The organism is Vibrio sp. CCUG 15886, assembly GCF_028570825.1.
Classification (GTDB): Bacteria; Pseudomonadota; Gammaproteobacteria; order Enterobacterales; family Vibrionaceae; genus Vibrio; species Vibrio vulnificus_B.
In genome coordinates, this window is the sequence record NZ_JAQQBT010000002.1 from 149,387 (window position 1) to 172,498 (window position 23,112).

Genomic DNA, 23,112 nt, shown 5'->3' on the forward strand with positions numbered 1-23,112 from the left:
GACTGTTTTTTTGTTTGTGCTTTTCAACTGTTTCGGCTGCAAAGGAGATGGCTGCCGTCGAGTTGCAGGCTATCCAGTGGTTTCAGGGGCCGCTTAATACCAGCCAGCCTACACCACTTTGGGTATCGCAATCATTGACCCCTGTTGAGGCTTTCAGCCTAACGGGGGGCGATCATGTCAGCTTACTTAACTTTGATGTCAACAAGCTGGGCTTGTATGTCATTGATTTCAGAAATTCCACGTTAATCGGTCGCTATCAACATTATCTTTATGATGCCAATAACCAGTTGGTGGCGTCTTCTCGAGGTGGGATTGACTCTCTTGAATCAGCACATTTCTTTTTGCGTCATGGGCAGGAAGTTCAATTGGCGCCCGGTCGATACTCTCTTGTCACGGCACAACGTTCACAGTTTAATATCGCGCCGCCCACCACATTTGTCATGGAAAAAAGCCTTTATCTCGAGGATATTCGTATTGGGAATGCGATTACTCTCACTGGCATAGGCATCCTCCTTTCGCTGTTTTTCTATTATCTGGTTTTGTCGATTGCGCGAAAAAACTTGGTCGATTTTAGCTATGCGATGTTTATTCTCGGCAATTTATTGTTTAACAGCACTTCGTTATTGGTTGCTCATCATCTATTAGGTATTCAGTGGTTTGGTGGGGCTAGCTGGCCAATTTTATGTTCAAACATGGCTTACCTGGTGTTTGTCATGCAGTTGCTAGAGGTGAAATCGAAAGAAACGCCGATGGTTTACTACGTTGGTTGTGGGTTGCTCGTTCTGTTTGCGATGTTCTTTAGTGCCTCTTTCTTCTTACCGAATTGGCAAAATGAATTTAATCGCCACGCCGTTGGTTTGTTTATTTCCTTCGGCATGTTTGCCGGTATTCGCATGATTTTCAAAGGGAGCAAAGTTGCTCGTTGGTATGTATTGGCTAACTTAGGCTTCTTTGTCTTGGCGGCGGTTGCTATTTCCCAAGAGCAGATTGCCGGTTTACAAACCATTTATATGTCTCATATCGGCCTTATTGCGGTTGTGGTTGAGGTGATGTTGCTTTCCTGCGTGGTTGCGTATCAAATGACCAGAGTGGAAGAGGAGCGCAATGCCGCTCTTGTTCATGCTCAACAAATGCTAGAGCTGGCAAGTACCGACACCCTGACAGGCCTACCTAATCGGTATGCTTTAGAAAATCGACTGCCTAAAACCAACAAAAATGAAGCGTTTATCTATCTCGACTTAGATGGCTTGAAAATCTGTAACGATCAGTATGGCCATGACATGGGGGACAAGCTGTTGCTGGTCTTCAGCGAGAAAATGAGAAAAATGCTTCCTTCCAACTGCGAGTTATTTAGGATTTCTGGCGATGAGTTTGGCGTTATTTTACCGAATTCTCACTTACAAGAGCTGGTCGATATGGTTCATTTTATTGATAAACAACTTCGTGAAGAGGTGGCGCTGTTTGTTGGTGTCAGCTTTGGCGTGGCCTATTTTAAAGATCATAAGAACTATCGCAAAACGATAGAGGAAGCCGATCACAACATGTATTTGTATAAAAGGAATAAACAATCACATGCGACTTAAACTGATTTTACCAATCCTAGCCACGATGTTAGTACCACTGGCTGCCGCTTTCTTCAAATATCCCGACACACATATTCCCCCTGGTTTTCTTGTTTTTCCCCCTCAATTTATCGTTGAAGAACCGAGCTTTAACCTGATTTATTTCTTGTTGATGCTCGTTGCTGTTGTTTGGGCACTATTAGTGCTGTTTTGGCCAGAGAAGGTGGGATTCAAACGCAATACACAACCGATGCCTTCACCGACTAGAGCCAATTTACCATGGTGGTTTTACATTGGACTGGGTGGTACGGTTTTATTTTGGTGGTTAATGTGGAGCAGAAGTGAAGCGATGTTACCTTGGGTGTACTATGCTTTCACGCCACTTTGGTGGAGCTTTATCATTCTGTTGGATGGTATCGTCTATCGATTTAATGGCGGCCGTTCACTTTGTGCAACCAAACCGGGTCTTCTCCTATTTATGGCTGGCGTGTCGTTTTTTGGTTGGATGTATTTTGAGTACTACGATTATTTTGTATTAGAAAACTGGTACTACCCAAATGCAGAAAAAACGTTATTGAGCCGAGAAATGATCTTGCTACTCTTTTGTTTCTCTTATACCACTGTGACGCCCGCTATTATGCAGTGGTACACCTTACTTTGTTCCTTTCCTTCCATCAGAAAGCGTTATCGTTTTGGGCCTGTTTGGCATCTCAAGCCGAATTGGCTTATCTACGGTGGATTGGCGTCGATCTTTCTCATGGTGTTCTTCCCGAAATTACTGTTCTGGGCTGTTTGGATTGGTCCGATGGCCGTCATGACCGGGGTACTCGAGCGATATGGCATTTGGAATCCCTTCCACGGCATTTTGGCATCGGGTAATTGGACGGCAGCAGCCTTGGTTGGTATGGCTTCATTGATCAATGGCTTCTTCTGGGAAATGTGGAACTTTGGCAGTGCTCACCCAGACACGCAGTTGATCACCAATCCGAACTACTGGGTTTATGACATTCCTTTCGTAAACTTAACTTGGCTCCCTCTACCAACAGAAATGCCTTTGTTGGGCTACATGGGCTATGTGCCTTTTGGCATTCTTGTTTGGCAAGTGCTCATTTGGAGCGGAAAAATTATGGGGATTAATACTGATTTGCGAGAGGTGACTGATTGGTATTTGATTTCGGAGCAGAAGGCTCAATTTGACACTCCTTGTCGAGCGGAGGTCTAGATGAATCCGTTTAATCATGGTTGGACTCCTGACTCTGTTTGGCCTCGCATTCAGCAACAAGTCGAGAGTTGGTGCGACCCAAGCCTGCCTGATTTTGTTCCTCAAGACAAAAGAGTCGCTGTATTTGATTTGGATGGCACGCTTTGGTGCGAAAAACCCGGTATTAATGAACTGGCGTTTTGGCGCTCGGAGTTAACCAATGCTCTGACGCTGCCACAACATCAACAGTATCACCCCAGCATCAGCTCACTAGTAAATAGTGTGCAGCCAGCAAGTCAACATGACAACCCAGTATTATTGGCTGAGCAATATGCCTCTTTATTTCGTCGAGTTTTCTCGGATATCACCGTCGAAGCCTATCAGCAGAAGGTGAAAACATGGCTCAGTGAGACGCGGCATCCAAGATTCCAAGTGAGCTATCAACAGCTCTTTTATACCCCAATGCTTGCGTTAATGGATTACTTACGGCGGCATAACTTTCGTTGCGTGATTAATTCCGGCAGTACAACAGCGTTTGTTCAAGCTTGGTGTCAGCCTTGGTTAGCTATTAATGAAGAAGATGTCATCGGTTCACAAATAGGCTTGTTTGATGAACCGTATTCGTTCGTTATTAATATTGGGCCGGAAAAGGTCAAACAGTTGAAAGCAAAATTTGCTATCAAACCATTAATGGCATTTGGCAATACGCTGGGTGATGCGGAACAGCTTCACTATGTATTGGAAGGGGATGATAGAGCGATCGCGTGCTGCATTCATCATGATGACTCAAACCGAGAGTATTCATATGCGTTTGACCCCCTATTTAAACTGGAGCTAAAAACGCGTTTACAGCGAGTGGATATTGTCTCTATTCGAGACCACTGGTGTGAGATTTTTGCGTTTGAAAATCCAGTGAAAAAAGAGAGAATCCCTTTTGCAATCTAGGTCTTGATGGGCTTTACTGAGGTGGAAGAAAATTTTTCTCACCTAATTGCACGCAAGGGTATCAGTCTTGACAGATTGTGATATACTCTGCGCGCACTTTATACCTTATTAACAGAGTAAGACAATGGCAGATTTATCAAAATACAGAAACATTGGTATTTTCGCGCACGTTGACGCGGGTAAAACCACTACCACTGAGCGTATCTTGAAGCTTACTGGTAAAATCCACCGTCTAGGCGAAGTACACGACGGCGCATCAACCATGGACTTCATGGATCAGGAAGCAGAGCGCGGTATCACTATCCAGTCTGCTGCGACTACTTGTTTCTGGAAAGACCACCGTTTTAACGTAATCGACACCCCGGGACACGTTGACTTCACTGTTGAAGTTTACCGTTCTCTTAAAGTTCTTGATGGTGGTATCGGTGTATTCTGTGGTTCTGGCGGCGTTGAGCCTCAGTCAGAAACTAACTGGCGTTACGCGAACGAATCAGAAGTATCTCGTCTGATCTTCGTAAACAAACTAGACCGTATGGGTGCAGACTTCTTCCGCGTTGTTGAGCAAGTGAAGAAAGTACTAGGCGCTAACCCTCTAGTTATGACTCTACCTATCGGCCGTGAAGACGAGTTCGTAGGTGTAGTTGACGTATTGACTCGTCAAGCATTCGTATGGGATGACTCAGGTCTTCCAGAAAACTACGAAATCAAAGAAATCCCAGCAGACATGGTAGATCAAGTTGAAGAATACCGTGAGATGATGATCGAATCTGCTGTTGAGCAAGACGATGAGCTAATGATGGCTTACATGGAAGGCGAAGAGCCATCTATCGAGCAAATCAAAGCTTGTATCCGTAAAGGTACTCGTGATCTAGCGTTCTTCCCAACGTACTGTGGTTCTGCATTCAAAAACAAAGGTATGCAACTTGTACTAGACGCAGTTGTCGATTACCTACCGTCTCCAACAGAAGTTGAGCCTCAACCACTGACTAACCCAGAAACGGGTGAACCAACTGGTGAAGTTGCAACAGTATCTGTTGACGCGCCTCTAAAAGCGCTAGCGTTCAAGATCATGGACGACCGTTTCGGTGCTCTAACCTTCATCCGTATCTACTCAGGTCGTCTGAAGAAAGGTGACACAGTTCTTAACAGTGCAACTGGTAAGACTGAGCGTATCGGCCGTATGGTGGAAATGCACGCAAACGACCGTAACGAACTTGAAGCAGCTCAAGCGGGTGACATCATCGCTGTTGTTGGTATGAAGAACGTTCAAACTGGTCACACTCTATGTGATCCTAAGCATGAATGTACTCTTGAGCCAATGATCTTCCCAGACCCAGTAATCTCTATCGCTGTTAAGCCTAAAGATAAAAACGGTTCTGAGAAAATGGGTATCGCGATCGGTAAAATGGTTGCAGAAGATCCATCATTCCAAGTTGAAACTGACGAAGATTCTGGCGAAACCATCCTTAAAGGTATGGGCGAACTTCACCTAGACATCAAAGTTGACATCCTGAAGCGTACTTACGGCGTTGAGCTAGAAGTAGGTGCTCCACAGGTAGCTTACCGTGAAACTATCACGAAAGCAGTTGAAGACAGCTACACGCACAAGAAGCAGTCTGGTGGTTCTGGTCAGTTCGGTAAGATCGACTACCGCATCAAACCAGGTGAGCCAAACTCTGGCTTCACGTTCAAGTCAACCGTTGTTGGTGGTAACGTACCTAAAGAATTCTGGCCTGCAGTAGAGAAAGGCTTCGAAGGCATGATGCAGAACGGTGTTCTAGCTGGCTTCCCAACGCTAGACGTTGAAGTTGAGCTATTCGACGGTGGCTTCCACGCAGTTGACTCATCTGCAATCGCATTTGAAATCGCAGCGAAAGGCGCATTCCGTCAATCAATGCCTAAAGCAGGTCCTCAGCTTCTTGAGCCAATCATGAAAGTTGACGTGTTCACTCCAGAAGACCACGTTGGTGACGTAATCGGTGACTTGAACCGTCGTCGCGGCATGATCAAGAACCAAGAAATGGGTGCAACTGGCGTTCGCGTTAAAGCAGACGTACCACTTTCAGAAATGTTCGGCTACATCGGTACTCTACGTACAATGACTTCTGGTCGTGGTCAGTTCTCTATGGAGTTCTCTCACTACTCAGCTTGTCCAAGCAACGTAGCAGAGCAAGTAATTGCTGAAGTTAAAGAGCGTAACGCTAAGAAGTAATTCTTAAGTTAACTCAATAACAATAAAACCCGCAGCGTGCTGCGGGTTTTTCTTTTTCTGTCTTTTATAACTATCAACCGTTAGCAACTGTGTGTCTTTAGTGACTCTCAGTTTCTAGTAACGATCAGCGAGTGACCATTAATCTGAACGGTCTCTATTGCTCTTCAACCAGTTCACCAGTAACGGGATAGGTGTTTTGAAAACCTTCAATTTCCATAAGTAGCCACTGATGAAAGAGCTTTACTTTCTTGCGTTGGAAGTAACTCGAAGGGGCACAGATGTAGTAGCTATAGCGGGTTTTCATCGCAATATCTCCGATGCGGACCAGTTTACCTTCTTGGATATAGCGTGCAGCCAATGAATGTTTGACGAGCGCCACGCCCTGAACGGCAAGAGCGCCTTCCAACACAAAATGAGATCCGTCATATTGAATGGTGGAATGGCCGCCCGTTAAACCTACACTTCTCATAAACGTTTCCCAGTCCATATCAGGCCAAGTATCTTCAATTAAATCCGCTCTAGTAATGTCACCTAAATCGTGCAAGTGATGCTGTTGTGCGTAGATTGGGTGACAGACTGGGTACACGAGATCGTCCATTAACCACTTTGTTTCTATATTGGGGTATTTTCCGCGCCCGTATCGAATACTTAAATCGATCTTGGAGTCTTCAAAGGTGACGAGTTGATTCGTGGGTTCTAGTAGCAGCGAAATCTCATTTTGCTGTTTCTTAAATGCAGTCAGCCTAGGGACTAACCAGTGTTGAGCGAAAGAAGGTAGGGTGGAGACGGAAAGTTGGTTGGGATTAGCATCCGAGCTGATCAAACGGACGCCTTCTTGAAGATGAGCAAAGCCTTTTTGAGCTTGTTCGAAAAGCACTTTTCCTTCTGGAGTGAGGGTGACTTTTCGATGTTGTCGGATAAAAAGGGGAATGTTCAATGATTCTTCTAGCTGTCTTATTTGCTGGCTCACTGCCGCCGCAGACACAAATAGTTGTTCAGCTGCGAGTTTAAAACTCCCTGTTTGACATGCAACGTAAAAGTAATAAAGACCTTGCAAAGGTGGCATACGCTCTTTCACTTAAGTTTTCCTTAACTCAATGTCAATTTGTATCGTTTGAGGCTTTGTATTGATAGAGAGATTATTAGCCTTGAAAGACAAACAAAGCAAGGTGAAGTTATGGAATCCAATATCAATCATCACGCATTAACTAAAACATCAGAGTTGAGTTTGATTAAGAAATTATTGAATGAAATCGAGCGTTGGAGGCGCAATCATTCGACGAGATCTCATTTATCTCATCTCTCAGATCATTTGTATAAAGATGTGGGTCTAACAAAAGAGCAGGTACGTGATGAAGTCAAACGGAGCTTTTGGGATTGAGTATTAAGTCGAGGCTGACTCACAGCTTGGTGAGTCAGCTCGATATCAACGAAGCTTAGGTGTGAATTAGTACAGGTTATTCTTCCCACACCACGAGCTTATCTTTTGGCCAGTTTTGCCCCACTTCGTGGTATTTCTGTTCCAAGACATGTCGTTTGATTTTTAACGTTGGCGTTAGGATGCCATTGTCGATACTCCAAGGGTCTTTGATCATCAACACCCCTTTGATCTGCTCGTGCGATTCGAGTTCCGCGTTCATTTTGGCAATCACACGTTTAGTTGTGCGTTCATAGCGATCGCGATCGAAGTTCGGGAAGTTATGCGGAACCACCAATAAGATTGGCGCTGGCAAGCCGAGGCCAATCAAACACATCATTTCTACTCGGCTATATTCAAAGAGTTTATTCTCAATAGGGACAGGTGAAACAAACTTGCCTTTGGCCGTTTTAAAGGTGTCTTTCTTACGACCTTGAATGGTGAGATACCCTTCGGCATCCAGTCGACCAATATCGCCAGTGTGTAGCCAGCCTTCTTTATCAAAAGCTTCTTGAGTGGCAATGTCGTTTTTGTAGTATCCAGAAAATAGCCCCTTGCCACGAACCATGATCTCATCATCAGCTGCAATTTTGAGCTCAATACCGGGTCCTGCGTTGCCAACCGAGCCTATTTTGTCGGCTCTAAATGGGTAGTTTAAGGTGCTATAAGCGAACGATTCTGTCATCCCCCAAGCTTCGGTAATGTTCAAGCCAACACTGTGATACCACGCGAGTAAGGCTGGAGAGACTGGAGCGGAGCCACAACCCAGCACTCGGGCTTGATCCAGGCCAAGGCCATCGGCCAACTTCTTCTTAATCAAACCGCTGACAAATGGGATTTTGAGTAGGAAGTTGAGGCGTTTTTGGGGCAGTTTGTCTTGAATACGTTGCTGGAATAAGGTCCATAAGCGTGGCACAGAAATAAACAATGTTGGACGCTGCATTTTTACGTCTTCGATAAAGGTATCCAAAGATTCAGGGAAGGCGGTAGGTACCCCTCCCATAATGGAAGAACCGAAGATATAGACGCGTTCTGTGATATGTGCCAGTGGCAAATAAGAGAACAATCGATCGTTGGGCTGAATACCAATATGGTTAATTAACTGCTGAACAGACCATGAAAACGCGCCGTACGTGAGCATTGCCCCTTTCGGTAGACCGGACGTTCCCGAGGTGTAAACCAGTGACATCAATTTATCGTCGTAGTGCTGAGGCCTGTCGCTGCTCGGCTCCGATTGCAAAATGAGCGTGGTAAATTGGTATTGGCAATGCGGGGCGCTATCGTATGGGAGAGCAATGCTTTTCACGTCCACCAGATCATCGATCACTTTCTGAGTCGCGGCGGCATCATCTAGTTTACCGGCAATGAGGATTTTACTTTCACTGTGTGTGATGCAGTATTCAATCGTATCCGCTCCGGCGGTTGGGAAAATCGGTACGCTCACATAGTCACCTAGCATCATGGCTAAGTCACAAATAAACCACTCCGCGCAGTTTTTAGAGATCAGCGCGATTCTATCGCCAGGTTCCGCTCCCAGTTCTTTGAGTGCAGTGACTAAGCGAAGGGCTTTGTCGGCTACTTCTGAATAGGTGAATTCAACAAACTGTCGGTTGATGATCTGTTTTAGATATACCTCATGTGGGCGTTCCTTTGCCCATTTCAGGATCATATCGCTTGGGGTAGGGAGAGCAAGTTGCGGTTTGCTTAACTCGTTAGGTTGAATCATTCTCTAACTCCATGTTATTGGCAAAACAAGTATTATTGTTATGTTAATTTATTGTTAACCATAGCATGCTTTATGCTCATCAGAAATAAAAAAAAACGGATGTGAGACAAGAATTTGAGCTAGTTAGAAAGTCGATATTTCCCTGGGCTTACTCCGGTTTTCTTTTTGAATATGCGCGAAAAATACGACACGTCTCGATAACCACATTGATAAGCGATAAAGGCGATTTTCGCATGGCGATCTTCGAGCAACAGTTGTTTGGCAAGATTGATGCGTTTGTTGGACAAGTAATCTCGGAAGCTGAGTCCAATCTCTTTGTGAAATACTTTAGAAAAATAGGTAACGGAGTAGTGGCAAAATGAGGCGGCATCTTCTTCGCGAATGACATTGCTGATGTTGTTGTCGATGTGATTTAGCAAAGATTGTAACGCTTGGCTAATCATAGGAGCGGCTGCTTGTGTAGAAGTGTTGCCACCGAGCTCAACATACCATCGTAGATTCATTCTTGAGATAAGCTGTTTCAACCATTCTTGGGTGTTTTGTAAAGAAAGATTGAGATGGTCGAAAACGGCAGAGTGATAGTAAGAGCCCAACTCAATCGGCCGAGAGTGGATTAAAATCAACTTCTTATTGAGATTGATACTGAGTTTTAGCGCTGTCAGCAGTAGCGGGTACTGCTCTTCTGAATGGATGAAAAAAAAGGCAAACTGGGTACTCGGCTCACTGAGAATAGAGACGTCTGTGTCATGTTCAATCAGAGTGAACGTATTGAGAATAAGATCTTTTTCGGTTTTCTCAAGCAGGCGGACTGAGCTTCCCAGCCAATGAGCGGTACGTCTCACTTCCATGCTGATTCCCCCTCAAACTGAAATATGAATATCAAGCAGCTATTGTTTGCCTTTCAAAGGGCGAAGAGTGTGTTGTCCCAAATTATCCCTTTGTGCCTCAGTGTGGTCACCTTGGTGGTGCTTTGCAGATTCTGCTCTCATACAAAAAGGTTAGTGCTGCCACAAAAAAGTGCCAACAAAAAAAGTGATCCTTTTGGTTTGTGCAGTGATAGGTGATTCAAAGAAACGCGCACGAACAGTATTTGCCTTTTATTTCATTTACTTTTAGTGATTAGACTTTAGTAGTGGTTGAGCGCTTTCTGCTCTCTAGTGATAGAAGGACAATGAAGAATTTGCGTAAAGTCGTAAAAAAGTACTAGTAAAAGACAAAAAAGTCCTAACGTCTTTATTTAGCGACCTCTAACTTTAAAGGGCAAGTTCGTTGCTTATGGAAGGAGAGACACAATGAGCAATCTATTACACAAAGCGAAAGCGTTTATGCAAGATGAAGAAGGTTTGTCGGTTGTTGAATACGTTGTGGGTGCAGCGCTACTGGTTGTTGCTCTAGGGCTCGTGTTTAACAATTTGGGTGATAACCTTCAGAGCAAACTGGATGGAGCTGTAGGTAGCGGTTCTTAGAGAGGCTTAAGATGTTGCTTAGACATATGAAAGCTAGCGTCGATTTTCTTCTCGATGAAGAAGGATTAAGTGTTGTGGAATACGTTGTTGGGGCGGCGCTACTGGTGTTAGCCATAGGGACTCTCTTTTCTGGATACGACACTAAGCTAAATAACAAGATCGATGGTGCTCTTAGCTAGTCGCTGACATTCCACTCTATGGAAGGAGAGGCAGGTGGTCATAAACAGTTTGATATGGTTTTGCTTGCTGGTGGTTGCCGTTTACGACGCCAGAGATAACCGAATACCAAATGCGTGGCTTTTGCCCCTGACTCTTCTTGCTTGCTTACATTGGGTGGGCAAGGGGGATTCCAGTCAGCTGTTTTTAGCGATAGGTGCAGGCGTAATCTATTTTAGCAGTGGCTTGGTCCTTTTTTTCCTTAGGGCGATGTCTCCGGGTGATGTAAAGCTTCTTGGCGTAGTTGGTGTAGTGATCGGCTGGGATGCCATGGGCGAAGTAGCCTACTGGATTACACTTTCTGCCGGGCTCGTTGCGCTGTTTTTCATGATGCTTCACTACGCTCAATATCCTGATTCTTTGCAGAAATTGGTTGGTCGATATTCGTTTCAAGCAATGTCAGGTCAGGTTCCTTTACTTTCTGTTTATCCATCAGAAGTGGTTGTTCAAGGAAAACTTACCATGCCGTTTGCACCCGCCGTTGTAATTGGGTTAGCGCTGTTTCATTACTTTTAGTATGAGCATAATAAGTAGGGGGCTTTCATGGCAGAACCCACAGCGAAACACAGAGATAAACTGACGCCTCAAGCCGCTCCACCGAAGGTGCCAACCTCATTAAATCAATTGAAAATTCCACCTGTCGTGGTTGAGAATTTGCTGATCAAGCAATTGGCGGCATACCCCAAATCGGACCTACTGACGTTGACGCGTTTGATGGGGCTCAACAGCCACATTGTTGATGAAGTGCTGGCTGTTTTGCGTAAAAAATCCCTTGTCGAAGTTTTTCAATCGGATCCCGCAGCATTTGGAGAGGCTAACCAAGGCACGAGAATTCTTTATGCTCTATCGGAATCAGGTATGGAAGAGGCGGACGATGCGTTTATTAAAGATGCTTACTTAGGCCCGTGCCCTGTTTCGGTGGTGGAATACTCTGAGATGGTTAAAGCGCAAGATGTCCGGGCAAAAATCGTCAATCGAGCCGATGTGGAATACGCGTTTAAAGATGTGCTTGGTGCGCATCGTATGGTCGCGGTATTGGGCCCAGCGATTAATTCAGGTCGAGCATTGCTCCTCTATGGTGATGCTGGTACAGGAAAAACTTTTGTGGCCACTCGGTTACTTAACTCTTTGAATACATCTGTGTTTATTCCTTACTCCGTCTATGCCGCAGGTAACATTATCAAGGTGTTTACCCCTCAGCATCATAAAAAAGTGGAAGAAGAGAGTAGCCAGCAATCGTTGGTGTTTAAGGATCAGTTTGATAAGCGCTGGGCGCTATGTGAGCGACCCAGTATTCAGGTGGGTGGGGAGCTCACCATGGAAATGCTGGAAGTGAACCACTCTCAACACAATCGAGTCTGGATGGCACCCCTGCAAATGATGGCTAATAACGGCATCTTCATTATCGATGACTTGGGCCGTCAACCCATGCCGGTGGCGACACTGCTCAACCGCTGGATTGTGCCGATGGAGTATTTCTACGATTACCTCTCTTTGCCGAATGGCCAACAAATAACCATTCCTTTTATTCTCACGTTGGCGTTTTCAACCAACTTAGATCCAGAAAAAATCAGTGACCCCGCTTTCTTGCGCCGTTTAGGTTACAAGATCCAGTTCCAGCCGCTTATGAAAGATGAGTACCAAGAGCTATGGCAAATCATGGCATGCGGAAAATCGCTATCACTTGAGCCGGGGTTGTTTGACCGATTAACCGAACTGCATGAGCAACATAGTGTTGGCTATTATCCTTGTTTGCCAAAAGACATTGCGGGTATCAGCCGCGATATTGTTGCTTTTGAAGAGTCAGAGCCCGTGATCACTCGGCAAGTACTAGAAAGGGCTTGGGAAGTTTACTTTACCGCGGATGGTAAAGGCGGAGGTGCACGATGAGTCGTAACCAAATTATTTTACTGTTTTTACTCTCAATTTTATTTGGTTTGGCGGCCGTATTTTTTGCCAAGCAGTGGATGGATAAGCAGCTGACGCCTCAACAAGATGTTGAAGTGGTTGAGCGAGAACCTGTGGTGATTGCGGCCATAGAAATTCCGGCTGGCAGTGTGATTGAGCCGCAGCACCTCACCACAAAACTGTTGGAAAAATCGTGGCGTGAGCTCTCGCAATATACCGATCCTAAAGAGCTGGTGGGGCAAATCGTTGCGGGAGCAATTTACCCTGGTGAAATCATCATAGAGCAGCGTTTAACCGTGCCTAGTGAGGGCTCGACGCTTGCTGCGTTAATTCCAGAGAACAAACGAGCCATTACCATTCGCGTGAATGATGTGATTGGCGTGGCGGGTTTCTTGCTGCCGGGAAACCGTGTTGATGTACTCAATACCATCTCTTACAGCAAAGGTTCAGCGGTCACTAAAACCGTGCTGAAAGACATCAAGGTATTGGCGGTGGACCAAACGGCCAGAACCAAAGAGAACAAGCCGATCATCGTTCGAGCGGTGACATTGGAAGTCACACCGGATCAGGCGGAAAAACTGTTGAGTGCCAAGAGCAAAGGTGAAATCCAACTCACCTTGCGTAATCCACACGAGCCTGAGGAAAAAGTGGTTCGTCGTTATGTCGCCCCTAGTGTCACCATAATCAAAGGGACGGAGTCATCGAAGATTCAGGTAAAAGAATAAGGTGTGACGCATGAAAATTTTGATTTTAGTCTTTACGTTAGGCGTGCTGAGTGTCTTTACCGCTTACGGAGCGACACAAACGGGGAAAGTGGTCACGGTACCGCATCACAAATCGACGTTTGTTGCGTTGTCAGGTAAAGCAAAACGCGTCTCGCTTGGCGATCCTGAAGTGTTAGACATCGTGATGTTGAAATCCGATGAACTGTTCTTGATCGGTCGTAAGTTAGGCTCAACGAACCTAATGGCATGGGACAGCCGCGGGAACTTAATTGAATCGATCAACATTGAAGTCACACACGATCTCAATAGCCTCAAGCAAAAGCTTTATGAGTTTCTGCCAGAGGAACCGATTCAAGTCCACAGTGCACAAAATCGCTTAATTTTAAGTGGTATGGTCAGCACTCAAGAAAAAATGAACATCGCTTTGCGTGTGGCAGAAACCTATGCGGCGGGGCAACAAGCGGATGAAGCCACTGCCTCGTTAAACAGTCAGGTGGAAAAAAGTGGTGTGATCAACTTAATGACGATCGGCGGTGCCCAGCAGGTGATGCTAGAAGTGACCGTGGCAGAAGTGCAGCGCAGCTTGGTCAGACGTTTTGACTCTAACTTCCACTTTTTCGAAAACAACGGCAGCTTCTCATGGGGGGCAACTTCCGCTGGCGGCATCATTGATGACATCGGTGGCGGTGTAGGCCCTATCTTCAACGTGCCAGGGATCGACAGCACCGGGCTATTGAGTACCTTCATTGATGGCGACACCCTGTTTACTTTTGCGTTAGACATTGCCAAAGAAAATGGCGTGGCCAAAGTATTGGCAGAGCCGAATTTGACGGCGTTAAGTGGCGCGAAAGCGGAGTTTCTCGCTGGTGGGGAGTTCCCGATTCCAGTACCAGACAGCGATGGCGTCACCATTGAATACAAAGAGTATGGGGTGGGATTGAAGTTTGTTCCGACCATCTTGAGTGACAAACGCATCAATCTTAACTTGGCGGTGGACGTGAGTGAAATCGCGGCTTCCAATACGCTGACCTTAAGCCCGGGTGGCACCAATGCCAGCTATTTTATTCCCCCCATCACACGTCGCTCAGCGTCTTCAACCTTAGAGCTTGCGGATGGTCAAACCATCGGTATTGCGGGTCTCTTGAGTGAAAATGTACGCGATGTCAGTAGCAAAATGCCCGGCTTTGGCGATATTCCAGTCTTGGGACAACTCTTTAGTAGCCAAGATTATATTTCCGGTGAAACCGAACTGGTGATTTTGGTGACGCCAAGGCTCGCGAAGCCAATCGACCGTAGCAAAATTACTCTGCCGACCGATGCCTTTGTCGAACCGAGCGATCTGAAATATTACTTACTTGGTGTCGGCGCTTATATCGCAGAATCGCCCACCAACGCGAATGCGGCTATGCAACCTGAGCCCGAGTTTTTACAAAATGGGCAGGGTGGCACTGAAGGCGAATTTGGCCACAGCCTGTAAGGAGAGAGAGATGAAAACCTATTTTGCACTACTTTTTATGGCTGTCTCTTTTTTAAGTGGCTGTGCAAATGATGCGCCTTTGGGCCAACATGTGGCTAAACTTAAAGCAGAGCAAACCTATAATCCAGACGCAACCCAGGAAAACCTGGACCTTATTCCTTACGGCAGTGGCGATAAAATGGACAGTGCTTATCAGCTTTACCTCGGTAAGAAAACTGAAAGCATGTCGAGTAGTAGTAGCCAAGTTATCAACGGTTTTAAATAACGGCCGTTAAGGATGCATTATGGACATGACCAGACACTGCAAGGGAAAACGTAAGCAACAAGGCTTAGTGCTGGTCTTGGTGACGGTAGCGATGTTGAGTTTTGTCATCATGGCGGCATTGGCGATTGACGTCACTCATCAAGTGGTGAATCGCACCAAATTGCAAAATGCCGTTGATGCGGCGGCCTTAGCTGCGGCCATGGTGGCAGACGCCACTCACGATACTCCCACCGCAACGGCGGCCGCCAAAACAACACTTAACTCCATGCATAGCGCCTCAGGAAACAGTGAGCTGGATATCGACTCGGCCACCTTCAGTATTGATTATTCCAACGACCCTTTGACTTTCCCCGATAGCAGTTTCAACAGTGATGAGGACATTTATGTCCGAATTTCGATTGATGATCTGAGCCTCAGTGAATTTTTTATGCAGGCGCTGGGGTTGAGTAAAACCGTCTCAGCTTCTGCAGTCGCAGGGCCAAGCTCAAGCATTAACACCATTAGTAACGTCGTGCCCATTGGCGTGTGCAAAGGCGATGAGAGTGGTGGTATTTACGGTTATAACCCTGCTGAAGTTTATGTGCTTAAAGTGGGGGACTCGACCATGACCACCATGGGATCGGGTAATTACCACTTGCTCGACTTTGGCTCGGGGGCGGACACCGTGAGAGAGGCTTTAGGTGGTGGCTATGAGGGTACCGTACAAATCGGTGGCGATATTGGCACCCAGACTGGTGTGGCAGCAGGTCCGGTGGGGCAAGGCGCGAATACTCGCTTGGGGATCTACCAAGGTGGCGTTTCGAGCAGTGATTACCCACCCGATTTTATTACCGAACAACCTGATACACCCGCGACGGTCGATACCGATGGTAATGTGGTTTATGACTATGCAACGGATTTGACCTATGCTGAATATAAGCTCAAAACCGAAGCGTGCATTGAAGACAGTAGCTCTGGAGATTGTGAGTCGGGTGGTCAGCCTTGGCGACGCATCCTGCCTATCCCAATGGTGGACTGTACGGGAAAAAGTGGCGGCTCGACGACCTATTCTGTTGTAGAGGTGGGCTGTTTTTTCTTGCTTCAGCAGGTCCCAACAAACAACTCAGGTTTAGGGCAATTGGTGTTTGGTGAGTTTGTTGACTCTTGTGTGGTGGAAAACGGCTCAATTGGCAACACACCGGGAAACCAAGGTGCTTATAAGATCGTCATCTATGAAGATCCAAACAATGGAGATTCGTGAGATGAAAAGAAAGATGAACAACCAAAAAGTGCGTGGGTTTGCCGCGGTCGAAATGGTCGCCACTCTGCCAGTGATTTTGTTGGTTCTAGTGGGCGTGGTGGAAGTCGGGCATATGTTTACCCAGTACAACACCCTCGCCAAAGGAGTACAAAATGGTGCTCGTTTTGCTGTCAATGATGTCTATGGAACCATTACCTATGACCAGATTGCCAACGAAGCTGACATTAAAAACATGGTGCTACATGGCCAAGTCTCTGGCGGCAGCTACACCATTTTAGACAACTTAACCGCAGACGATATTACGGTGACCCATAATAGCGGCTATGTCACGGTGACGGCCTCTTACACTTACGTACCATCGTTTAGCAAAATTCCGTACACCAACACGGAATTAGGCATCACGTTCACAGCGTCTTCTGTGATGAGGAGCGGCTTGTGATGCGAGGTAAGGAATGGAAGAGAAAAAATAACCAAGGACTGGCAGTGATTGAACTGACCATTGTCTCAACTGTGTTGATGTTGATACTGCTGTCAATCTTCTCCGTTGGTTACTACATGTTTTCGATGCAGATGATCAATGAGGCGACACGCAAAGCGGCACGCTTAGCAACGGTTTGCTATGTCACCTCAAGCGCGCACCAAAACATCAAAGACGCCGTCATTGATAGCAGTTTGCCCGGCAATTTCAGTGATCAGCATTTGCTGATTGAGTATCTCGACGCCAATGGCGATGTGGTCAGCGGGGACTTAACCGATAATGATGTTTTTATAACCATAAAATACGTTAGAGCTAGAGTGAGTAACTATCAATTTCAATTTGTTTCAGTTCTTAATTTTTTAGGAAACAACGGCTTAGTGACCATTCCGCAATTTGAAACCACGCTACCTGTCGAGAGTTTAGGGGTGGTGAGACCAACTAAAAACGATTCGGATGGTTCCACAACTGACTGCTAGGGGACGGTATATGGGAGAAGCTGTGAAGCTAAATAGGAACAATGATGAAAGTTTTGCTCGCTTAAAGACCAGTCTACATATCTGGGTGTTGTACAGTAGCGACCGATTTCAGCTTCATATGGGGGCGCAACTCAAGTTGTGCAAAAACCTCAGTTTTGATCTGATTTCAATGCACAACTTCAATGTCTCTGGGCTCACGCACGTGACGCCACCCGATCTTATTTTTGTTGAAACTGGGCCCAATTGGGCACAAAAAGTGCTCTCATTGCAAGAATATGAAGCTCCCAGTGACGATTTCGAAGCCTCGTTGATTGTGTTTGGTGACGAAAGTGACAATGGCGCATTGAAAATTGCTTTGCGTCTGGGCGCGGCTGACTTTGTTTCTGATAAAGCCTTAGTGGGGGACTTCTTCCACCTACTCAAAAATGTTTCCGATGAGAAGTTTTCCAGCCGAGAGCTTGGAGAATTGCACTTATTTATTAACACCAAAGGCGGCTGCGGTGCCTCGACACTGGCCTTGAATACAGCCTTAGAAATAGCCGGTTCGCATCCGGAGAAAGTGCTTCTGCTGGATGTGGACATTCCCTTTGGCGTCATCTCTGAATACCTCAACATTTCACCGCAATACAGCTTAACGGATGTCATCGAGCACTCTAAGGATCTTGACCACGATTCGCTCACCGCCATGGTGACCAAGATGGAGAGTGGTTTGCACGTGTTGGGTTTTTTCCACGAAAACACCGCAGAAGATTTTGATAAAGCGAAGGAAATTGGCCGGTTACTGCCTGTTCTTCGCGAAATTTATCCTTACGTCATTATCGATCTGTCCCGTGGGGTGGATCGGATTTTCTCGGCGGTGGTCGCGCCCGCGACCAAGGTTTTCTTGATTACGCAGCAAAACCTGGCCGCGATTAAGAACACCTCGCGCATCCTGCGCATGTTGACCTTTGAGTATGGTGTTACCCGAGAGCAGATCGAGTTGATTGTTAATCGATACGAGAAACGAGCATCAATCAAATTAAAAGACATTGAGCACACCATCACAGGCATTCCGGTTTTCATGATCCCGAATGATTACCGTGTTGCGATTGAAAGTGCCAATTTAGGGCGACCTTTTGTTGAGAACAAGAAAAACAGTGCGATTACCCGTTCCATTGTCGAGTTTTCTCATCACATCGCGAAACCTGAGGAAGAGAAAAAAAGTTGGCTCAAGAAAATATTTTCTTAGAGAGTGCGAAAATTTAGAAACGAAAGGACAAGGTTATGTTTTTTAAAAGAAAAAATATCAACCCAGAGTTTCAGGAAAAAGCAGCGGCACTAGAAGCGCAACCCAGTTCAACGATCAGTGATGAGGTTATTTCTGACATTGAGTCCAATGTGCAGCCAATAGACTCAAACAGAGTCGAGCCGATGCAACAAGACAAAAAACTGCTGGAGCGTCAGGCGAAAGATAAAGCGGTTGAAGAGGCACGTAAACAACTCGAACAAGAGTTGGCGATCAAGCACTACTATCATCAGCGTTTGTTGGAAACATTGGATTTGGGTTTGTTGTCGAGTTTGGAAAAAGAGCGTGCGAAGAAAGATTTGCACGATGCCATCGTCCAGCTCATGGCGGAAGACCAAACCCACCCAATGAGCTCAGAAGGGCGTAAGCGGGTGATCAAGCAGATTGAAGATGAAGTGTTTGGCCTCGGGCCTCTAGAGCCATTACTGCATGACAAAACCGTGTCGGATATCTTGGTCAATGGCCCGAAAAACATCTTTGTCGAGCGTCGTGGTAAGTTGGAAAAAACGCCCTATACCTTTTTGGATGATCGCCATTTACGCAACATCATCGACCGCATTGTTAGCCAGGTAGGACGTCGTATTGATGAAGCCTCGCCCATGGTGGATGCACGTTTGCTGGATGGTTCGCGAGTCAACGCCATCATTCCACCCTTGGCCCTCGACGGAGCCTCGGTATCGATTCGTCGTTTTGCGGTCGACAAGCTCACCATGGACAACATGCTTGGTTATAACTCGCTATCGCCACAAATGGCTAAGTTTGTCGAAGCGGCGGTAAAAGGGGAGCTGAACATTCTGATTGCGGGTGGTACGGGTTCTGGGAAAACCACCACTCTCAATATCTTCTCCGGTTTTATCCCTTCTGATGATCGCATTATCACCATTGAAGACTCGGCAGAGCTGCAACTGCAACAACCGCACGTGGTGAGATTGGAAACGCGCCCGCCCAACTTGGAAGGCAAAGGCGAAATTACTCAGCGTGATTTGGTGAAAAATGCGCTGCGGATGCGCCCTGATCGCATTGTGCTGGGGGAGGTGCGTGGTGCCGAAGCGGTGGATATGTTGGCGGCGATGAACACTGGTCACGATGGCTCTCTGGCAACCATCCACGCCAATACCCCGCGCGATGCGTTGAGCCGGGTGGAAAACATGTTTGCCATGGCGGGCTGGAATATCTCGACCAAAAACTTGCGTGCGCAGATCGCCTCCGCGATTCACTTAGTGGTGCAAATGGAGCGCCAAGAAGACGGCAAGCGTCGCATGGTGAGTATTCAAGAGATCAACGGCATGGAGGGGGAAATCATCACCATGTCGGAGATTTTCCACTTTAAACGTCAAGGGCTCGATGCCGATGGCAATATCCTTGGTTTTTACACCGCAACGGGAGTGGTGCCGGCTTGCCATGATCAATTAACGAAGCGTGGATTAGATTTGCCCTTCGAACTGTTTAACGAAAGCTTTTCATAGCGGGAGGCAAGCATGGATGACATTACCTATTTCTTCGTCCTGCTCTTTTTTGCTGTTGTCTTTATTTCGCAAGCCCTGATCCTGCCAGCGGCAGGCAGTAAGGCAAAACATAAAGAGCTCTCTCAGCGTTTGAAAGAGACGCAGATGAACTTGGATGAAGAGGCGCGCTCTTTACTTCAAGAGCATTACTTAAAAAGCTTATCTCCTTTAGATCGCAGTTTGGTCAAAGTGGCGGCCTTTGCTTCGCTGAAAAAATCGATCGAACTCTCAGGGCTGGACTGGTCTTTGGCGCAGACATTGATGGTCTGTTCCATCATCAGTTTGACCACCATTGTCACTATGGTGATTCTGGCTCAACCTTGGTATCTCGCCGTTGCGGGCGGCTCTGCAATTTGGTTTGCCTTGCAATTCTTCCTGCAAAAACGCATTACCGATCGCCTCAATCGTTTTGAAGAACAATTGCCTGATGCGCTCGATATTATTCGCCGTATGTTGCAAGCCGGTCAGCCTGTGACTCAAGCGTTCAATGAAGTGGGCAACGAGATGGCACCGCCGATCGGCATTGAGTTCAAAAACACCTTCAACCTGCTTAATTACGGCTACGACATGCGTTTGGCCATTATGCAGATGGCGGAACGTACGCCGACGGTGTCGATGCTGGCGTTTTCCAGCGCGGTGTTATTGCAAAAAGAGACGGGTGGGAATCTCTCTGAAAACCTAGAAAAAGTGGGGAAAGTGCTGCGTCAACGCTTCAAATTAACGCGAAAAATCAAAACCATCTCCGCGGAAAGTCGTCTTTCTGCGTGGATTTTGGTGCTCTCTCCCTTTGTACTGTTTGTGGGGTTGATGTTCATTAACCCCGAGTACGTGAAGCCCTTGTACCAAGATGAACGGGGAATGGAGCTGGTCACCATGGGGATCGTGAGCTTGTTCTTTGGCGCAATTTGGATTCGCAATATCATCAACTTCGAGGTGTGATATGGACGAGTTATTGGCTTCTTTTGGGGATATCCAGTTGAACGAACAGTGGGTGTTGTTGGCACTGATTCTGATCTCCACCAGCTTGTTGGTGGTGACGGTTGCCGTGGTCTTTTCTGGCAACCGAGCGCCAGTGAAGAAAAAACTAGAACAGATCCACAAAGAAGTGTCGGGTAAGGCGCTGAAGAAAAAAAGCCGCAAAGTGGAAAACACTTTGGAGTCGTTAGCGCCGATTGTGGTCGGTAAGGACTCAAAAGAGAAAGAGAGCATCCGTAGCCAGTTGATGCACGCCGGTTTTCACAATCGCGATGCGTTGACGGTGTTCTACGCAATCAAAATCTTTTTTGCGGTGCTGGGTTTTGGCGGTGCAGCGGCGGTGTTCTTTTTATTGCCCGATATGGATAACAGCACGTTGGTGATGGTGGTTGCCGTTGCGGGGGGCTTATACATCCCCAACATCGGTTTGAATCATTTTGTGAAAAAGCGTCAACGTATGATCCGGGCAGGTGTGCCAGATGCACTGGATTTATTGGTGGTGTGTACGGAATCTGGTTTGGGTTTTAATGCTGCGCTGAGAAAGGTGGCCGATGAGCTGGCCATTTCTCATCCGGAATTTGCCGATGAGTTAGATACGGTTTGCGCCAAAATCAAAGCCGGGGTTGAGATGTCGACGGCGTTTGAAGAGTTGGTAACGCGAACCGGTCTGTCGGAGATCAACGGCTTGGTCAATATGCTCTCTCATGCCTCCAAAATTGGTGGCAGTTTGTCGCAAACATTGCGTGATTACACAGAAGATTTTCGCGATAAACGCAATCAGGAAGTGGAAGAAATTGCAGCAAAAATCCCGACAAAAATGATTTTTCCACTACTGTTATTTATATGGCCTTGTTTCTTTATTGTTGCCGTTGGGCCTGCGTTGCTATCGCTATCGGATGCGCTAGGGTAAGGGGGAAGGAATGAAAATGACAAAAACGCTATTGGGTTTGCTGGTGGCCATAACACTTTATGGTTGTGCGAGCCAGGAGCCGCAAGGTCCACAGTATGACCTCAGTTTGTACGATGGCCGGCCGATTGATACGTTGACCTCTGACGTGATGCCTGTGTCTGAAAAAGAGGCGATCACACGCGGTGACGTGGCTCTGCGCAACAATAATAACGACTTAGCGCTGTATGAATACATTCGAGCGCTGTCGTTCCCCGATGCACAATATCAAGACAAAACCTTGTACAACATCGGCCGTATTCATGAATCACGCGGCAACATCGCCTTGGCAGAGAAAGCCTACACCATGGCGGTGGAATACAACCCAGACAATGTAAAAGCGCTGGAGCAATTGGGGGCAATTTACAGCAAACAGGGACGAGTGGATGAAGGAAAAAGCTATTTCTTACGTGCCTTGAATGCTGACCAAGTGCGCTTGAAAAACAGCAAAACCTTGGCGGGTGGTTTGATCATGGTGCAAGACATCAACCAATTAAAAGTGGACAAAGCCTCGCCCGCCATGGCTTACATGGGACTTGGCGTGTTATCCGACGTTGATTCACAACATAAGCTCGCCGAAGCCTATTACCTCAAAGCGCTAGAGATCAAACCCAACTCGATGAAAGGGATGATGAATCTCGGCTATTCCTATTACATGAGTGGCCAGTATGACAAAGCAGAGCGCTACACCTTAGCGGCGCTGGAAAAAGATCCCAATAACCAAAAAGGGCAAAACAACTTAGCTCTGATCTATCTTGGCAAGAACGAAGTGAAGAAAGCGATCAACATTTTCATGCGCAGCATGGGGGCCCCAGAAGCGCTGAATAATGTTGGTTACTTCTTGATTCTGCAAGGCAAGCCGGACAAAGCGATTCCCTACTTGCAACAAGCGATTGATAAAAAACCGTCCTATTACAAGCTGGCGAATGAAAACTTAGAGCGTGCTTTGGCCATGGTTCGTGAAGAGCAAGAAAAAGCGCAAGGTGAGGTCTCGACAACCATGGTGAAGCCTTAGCAAGATGATGTGAGGTTTCACTTCACGCCATAGTGGCTATCGTAAAGCAACAAAGCGAGCTCAGGCTCGCTT

The 23,112-nt window shown here is 46.6% G+C and carries 23 protein-coding genes; 20 read left to right on the plus strand and 3 right to left on the minus strand.

What is annotated here, in order from left to right:
• The first annotated feature begins 47 nt into the window (after positions 1 to 47).
• From PQQ36_RS07415 to fusA, 4 genes are all read left to right on the plus strand, one after another.
• A complete protein-coding gene (locus PQQ36_RS07415; RefSeq protein WP_206623800.1) occupies positions 48 to 1,583 on the plus strand; it encodes a diguanylate cyclase in 1,536 nt (511 codons plus the stop codon).
• Positions 1,573 to 2,784 (plus strand): mechanosensitive ion channel protein MscS, encoded by a 1,212-nt coding sequence (locus PQQ36_RS07420; RefSeq protein WP_225470445.1) that lies wholly within the window; start codon positions 1,573 to 1,575, stop codon positions 2,782 to 2,784. Before PQQ36_RS07415 ends, PQQ36_RS07420 begins: the two co-directional genes overlap by 11 nt.
• Positions 2,785 to 3,708, plus strand: coding sequence for a haloacid dehalogenase-like hydrolase (locus PQQ36_RS07425; RefSeq protein WP_225463666.1), 924 nt, complete (start codon positions 2,785 to 2,787; stop codon positions 3,706 to 3,708).
• A gap of 124 nt (positions 3,709 to 3,832) precedes the next feature.
• The gene (gene fusA / locus PQQ36_RS07430) at positions 3,833 to 5,920 is read left to right on the plus strand and encodes an elongation factor G (RefSeq protein ID WP_225454424.1); all 2,088 of its coding nucleotides are present in this window, start codon (positions 3,833 to 3,835) and stop codon (positions 5,918 to 5,920) included.
• A gap of 154 nt (positions 5,921 to 6,074) precedes the next feature.
• Here fusA and PQQ36_RS07435 read toward each other — a convergent pair whose 3' ends face one another.
• Positions 6,075 to 6,998: a LysR substrate-binding domain-containing protein gene (locus PQQ36_RS07435; protein ID WP_172571905.1), complete on the minus strand. Its 924-nt coding sequence runs from the start codon at positions 6,996 to 6,998 to the stop codon at positions 6,075 to 6,077.
• 99 nt (positions 6,999 to 7,097) lie between these two features.
• Here PQQ36_RS07435 and PQQ36_RS07440 point away from each other — a divergent pair, with 99 nt between their 5' ends.
• On the plus strand, positions 7,098 to 7,301 hold the full coding sequence (locus PQQ36_RS07440; protein ID WP_172571904.1) for a DUF1127 domain-containing protein: 204 nt from the start codon (positions 7,098 to 7,100) through the stop codon (positions 7,299 to 7,301).
• A gap of 76 nt (positions 7,302 to 7,377) precedes the next feature.
• Here the strand turns inward: PQQ36_RS07440 and PQQ36_RS07445 are convergent, their stop codons facing one another.
• Positions 7,378 to 9,063, minus strand: coding sequence for an AMP-binding protein (locus PQQ36_RS07445; protein WP_011151051.1), 1,686 nt, complete (start codon positions 9,061 to 9,063; stop codon positions 7,378 to 7,380).
• A gap of 119 nt (positions 9,064 to 9,182) precedes the next feature.
• Positions 9,183 to 9,911 carry a helix-turn-helix transcriptional regulator gene (locus tag PQQ36_RS07450; protein WP_038969688.1) on the minus strand — a complete coding sequence of 243 codons (729 nt, stop codon included), beginning with the start codon at positions 9,909 to 9,911 and terminating at the stop codon, positions 9,183 to 9,185.
• Positions 9,912 to 10,355: 444 nt separating this feature from the next.
• On the opposite strand from PQQ36_RS07450, the gene PQQ36_RS07455 reads away from it, so the two are divergent.
• The 15 genes from PQQ36_RS07455 to PQQ36_RS07525 are packed head-to-tail and all read left to right on the plus strand — an operon-like array spanning position 10,356 to position 23,040.
• The gene (locus PQQ36_RS07455) at positions 10,356 to 10,529 is read left to right on the plus strand and encodes a Flp family type IVb pilin (protein ID WP_011151050.1); all 174 of its coding nucleotides are present in this window, start codon (positions 10,356 to 10,358) and stop codon (positions 10,527 to 10,529) included.
• A gap of 11 nt (positions 10,530 to 10,540) precedes the next feature.
• Positions 10,541 to 10,708 carry a Flp family type IVb pilin gene (locus PQQ36_RS07460; RefSeq protein WP_011151049.1) on the plus strand — a complete coding sequence of 56 codons (168 nt, stop codon included), beginning with the start codon at positions 10,541 to 10,543 and terminating at the stop codon, positions 10,706 to 10,708.
• A 34-nt stretch (positions 10,709 to 10,742) separates the two neighbouring features.
• On the plus strand, positions 10,743 to 11,261 hold the full coding sequence (locus PQQ36_RS07465; RefSeq protein ID WP_273660619.1) for a prepilin peptidase: 519 nt from the start codon (positions 10,743 to 10,745) through the stop codon (positions 11,259 to 11,261).
• 27 nt (positions 11,262 to 11,288) lie between these two features.
• Positions 11,289 to 12,635, plus strand: coding sequence for an AAA family ATPase (locus PQQ36_RS07470; RefSeq protein ID WP_273660620.1), 1,347 nt, complete (start codon positions 11,289 to 11,291; stop codon positions 12,633 to 12,635).
• A complete protein-coding gene (gene cpaB / locus PQQ36_RS07475) occupies positions 12,632 to 13,378 on the plus strand; it encodes a Flp pilus assembly protein CpaB (protein WP_273660621.1) in 747 nt (248 codons plus the stop codon). The genes PQQ36_RS07470 and cpaB overlap by 4 nt, the downstream gene beginning before the upstream one ends.
• Positions 13,379 to 13,388: 10 nt before the next feature.
• Entirely contained in the window at positions 13,389 to 14,855 is a 1,467-nt protein-coding gene (locus PQQ36_RS07480; protein ID WP_047108736.1) for a type II and III secretion system protein family protein, read from the plus strand.
• Positions 14,856 to 14,865: 10 nt separating this feature from the next.
• On the plus strand, positions 14,866 to 15,120 hold the full coding sequence (locus PQQ36_RS07485; RefSeq protein WP_011151044.1) for a hypothetical protein: 255 nt from the start codon (positions 14,866 to 14,868) through the stop codon (positions 15,118 to 15,120).
• Positions 15,121 to 15,139: 19 nt separating this feature from the next.
• Positions 15,140 to 16,360 (plus strand): pilus assembly protein TadG-related protein, encoded by a 1,221-nt coding sequence (locus PQQ36_RS07490; protein ID WP_013571203.1) that lies wholly within the window; start codon positions 15,140 to 15,142, stop codon positions 16,358 to 16,360.
• On the plus strand, positions 16,347 to 16,799 hold the full coding sequence (locus PQQ36_RS07495) for a TadE/TadG family type IV pilus assembly protein (protein ID WP_337249689.1): 453 nt from the start codon (positions 16,347 to 16,349) through the stop codon (positions 16,797 to 16,799). The genes PQQ36_RS07490 and PQQ36_RS07495 overlap by 14 nt, the downstream gene beginning before the upstream one ends.
• Positions 16,799 to 17,314: a TadE family protein gene (locus tag PQQ36_RS07500; RefSeq protein WP_013571205.1), complete on the plus strand. Its 516-nt coding sequence runs from the start codon at positions 16,799 to 16,801 to the stop codon at positions 17,312 to 17,314. The genes PQQ36_RS07495 and PQQ36_RS07500 overlap by 1 nt, the downstream gene beginning before the upstream one ends.
• Positions 17,292 to 18,542 (plus strand): AAA family ATPase, encoded by a 1,251-nt coding sequence (locus PQQ36_RS07505; RefSeq protein WP_011079666.1) that lies wholly within the window; start codon positions 17,292 to 17,294, stop codon positions 18,540 to 18,542. Before PQQ36_RS07500 ends, PQQ36_RS07505 begins: the two co-directional genes overlap by 23 nt.
• Before the next feature lie 35 nt (positions 18,543 to 18,577).
• Entirely contained in the window at positions 18,578 to 20,065 is a 1,488-nt protein-coding gene (locus PQQ36_RS07510; protein WP_011079667.1) for a CpaF family protein, read from the plus strand.
• A gap of 12 nt (positions 20,066 to 20,077) precedes the next feature.
• Positions 20,078 to 21,043: a type II secretion system F family protein gene (locus PQQ36_RS07515; RefSeq protein ID WP_011079668.1), complete on the plus strand. Its 966-nt coding sequence runs from the start codon at positions 20,078 to 20,080 to the stop codon at positions 21,041 to 21,043.
• A 1-nt stretch (position 21,044) separates the two neighbouring features.
• The gene (locus PQQ36_RS07520; protein WP_165386672.1) at positions 21,045 to 21,989 is read left to right on the plus strand and encodes a type II secretion system F family protein; all 945 of its coding nucleotides are present in this window, start codon (positions 21,045 to 21,047) and stop codon (positions 21,987 to 21,989) included.
• 10 nt (positions 21,990 to 21,999) lie between these two features.
• On the plus strand, positions 22,000 to 23,040 hold the full coding sequence (locus PQQ36_RS07525; protein ID WP_072615507.1) for a tetratricopeptide repeat protein: 1,041 nt from the start codon (positions 22,000 to 22,002) through the stop codon (positions 23,038 to 23,040).
• Positions 23,041 to 23,112 lie beyond the last annotated feature (72 nt).